The following is a 2,343-nucleotide window of genomic DNA, read 5'->3' as shown; positions in this document are numbered from 1 at the left end:
GGCAACGTGCTGGATTTCCGCCTGGTGACGGCGGACGGCCAGGTGCTGGACTGCGACGCCACCCGGAACGCCGACCTTTTCGCCGCCGCCAAGGTGGGCTTGGGCGCCTTCGGCATCCTGACCCGCGTGACCCTGAGGAACAGCCCCCTGCACCGGGTGGAGCGGCGGGTGTGGTTGCAGCCTCTGGAGAAGACGCTGGCGGAATGGCCCGTCCTGCAGGGCCAGCACCGCAATGTGGAGTTCTACTACCTGCCCTTCACCGGCATGACGGCGATCATCACCCATGATGAGACGGACGCCCCAGCCACCCCCCGGCCGCCCACCCAGGACAATGACGCGGTCATGAACCTGAAGGCCCTGCGCGACTGGCTGGGCTGGTCACCCGCCATCCGCCGCCGCGTGGCCAAGCATGTGCTGTCGGGGCTGGAGCCGGAACGGGTGGTGTCGGAAAGCTGGCAGCTGCTGTCCAACGAACGGCCCATCCGCTTCAACGAGATGGAATTCCACCTGCCGCGCGACGCCCAGGTCCAGGCCTTGCAGGAGGTGATCGAGGCCATCGAGACGCGGCGGCACGACGTCTTCTTCCCCATCGAGGCGCGGGTGATCGCCCCTGACGATGCCTGGCTGTCGCCCTTCCACGACCGGCCCTCCGGCTCCATCGCCGTGCACGCCTATTACAAGGACGACTACCAGTTCCTGTTCGAGGTGGTGGAACCCATCCTGCGCCGCCATGGCGGCCGGCCGCACTGGGGCAAGCTGAACACGCTGAAGACCGCCGACTTCGTCGCCCTCTATCCCCGCTTCCGCGACGCGATGGACATCCGCCGCCAGGTCGACCCGGAGGGGCGCTTCCTCAACGACTATCTGCGGGGGGTGTTCGCCGATGCGTGATGATCAAGGACGGCGGCCCACGCGCCGCCGGGTGCTGACGGGCGGCATCGCCGGCGCCGCCGTGGTGGGTGCCGGGGCCCTGGCCTGGCCGGAGCCCGACCGGGGCGGCGGGCATGACGCCTATTTCACCGCCCTGTCGGCGGCCCTGGCCAAGGCGGGCGTGGCCCAGCCGGTGATGGTGGTCGACACCACCCGTCTGGCGGCCAACATCAAGGCGGTGGGCGATACCCTGGGCAAGGCGGGCACCCAGGCCAAGGCCCTGCGCATCGTCGTCAAGTCGCTGCCCTGCCATGAGCTGATGGACCGGGTGGCGGCGGGGCTGAAGACCAAACGCTACATGGTCTTCAATCAGCCCATGCTGGTGGAGATGGGGACCCGCGTCCCCGACGCCGACATGCTGATGGGCAAGCCCCTGCCTGTGGCCGCGGCCGCCGCCTACTATGACCGGTTGGGCGCCCAGGCCCCCAGCCCGCAATGGCTGATCGACACGCCGGAACGCCTGGCCCAGTACACGGCCATGGCCAAGGCGCGAGGGCTGGCGCTGAAGGTGAATTTCGAGATCGACGTTGGCCTGCACCGGGGCGGCCTGACCGACCCGCAGGCGCTGGCCGCCCTGTTGCAGGGCCTGGACCCGTCCGTCACCGCCTGCGGCCTGATGGGCTATGACCCCCATGTCGCCAAGATGCCCGGCGTGTTCGACATGCGGGGCAAGGCGCTGGCGCGTGCCAAGGGCTTCTACGCCCAGATGGCCGGCGTGCTGCGGGAGAAGGCGCCGCTGAAGGAGGGGCAGGCGCCCTATACCTTCAACACGGCCGGCAGCCCCACTTACGCCTTGCACACCGATGATCCGGTGGCGACGGAGGTGGCGGTGGGCTCGGCCTTCGTGAAGCCCACGGACTTCGACATCGACACCCTGGCCCACCACCAGCCGGCCTGCTTCATCGCCACGCCGGTGCTGAAGGTGGCGGAGCCGGCGCTGATCCCGGGGCTGGAAAGCCTGTCGGGTGTCGCCGCCTTCTTCGATCCCAACACGGCCCGCGCCTTTTTCGTGCAGGGCGGCCACTGGCTGGCCAATCCGGTGTCGCCGCCGGGCCTGCAGCTCAGCGGTCTTTACGGCCGCTCCAGCAACCAGGAACGCTGGTCGGGATCGCGCCGGGTGCCGCTGAAGCCGGACGACTGGGTGTTCCTGCGCCCCTCGCAAAGCGAGGCGGTGCTGCTGCAGTTCGGGCCGCTGCTGGCCTATGACGGCGCCACCATCACCGGGCGATGGCCGGTATTCGAGATGTCCGCCTGATGGGCGGTGTAGGACGCGACCCCGTCCGCCGGAGCGAGCACCGCAGGGCGCAGCGAGNAAGCCCAGCCCGCGGATGGCGGCGCCCGGCGATTGAGGGGGCATTTGAGCGGGCACGATCAAATGCCGCGCGGATAAGTACCCCCCGGCGGGCCCGGGGG

2 protein-coding genes are annotated in these 2,343 nt (G+C 69.7%); both read left to right on the top strand.

The annotated features are described in order from the left end of the window. Positions 1–891: D-arabinono-1,4-lactone oxidase (locus I55_RS19525; RefSeq protein ID WP_044562257.1), on the top strand; the 891-nt coding region annotated here is incomplete at its 5' end. Beyond that, entirely contained in the window at positions 884–2,185 is a 1,302-nt protein-coding gene (locus tag I55_RS19520) for an alanine racemase (protein WP_044562256.1), read from the top strand. The genes I55_RS19525 and I55_RS19520, both read left to right, overlap by 8 nt. Positions 2,186–2,343 lie beyond the last annotated feature (158 nt).

It is taken from the genome of Azospirillum sp. B4 (assembly GCF_000333275.1).
GTDB lineage: Bacteria > Pseudomonadota > Alphaproteobacteria > Azospirillales > Azospirillaceae > Nitrospirillum.
Note: the sequence above shows the minus strand (reverse complement) of the source record. Positions and strands in the feature narration are given on the sequence as shown.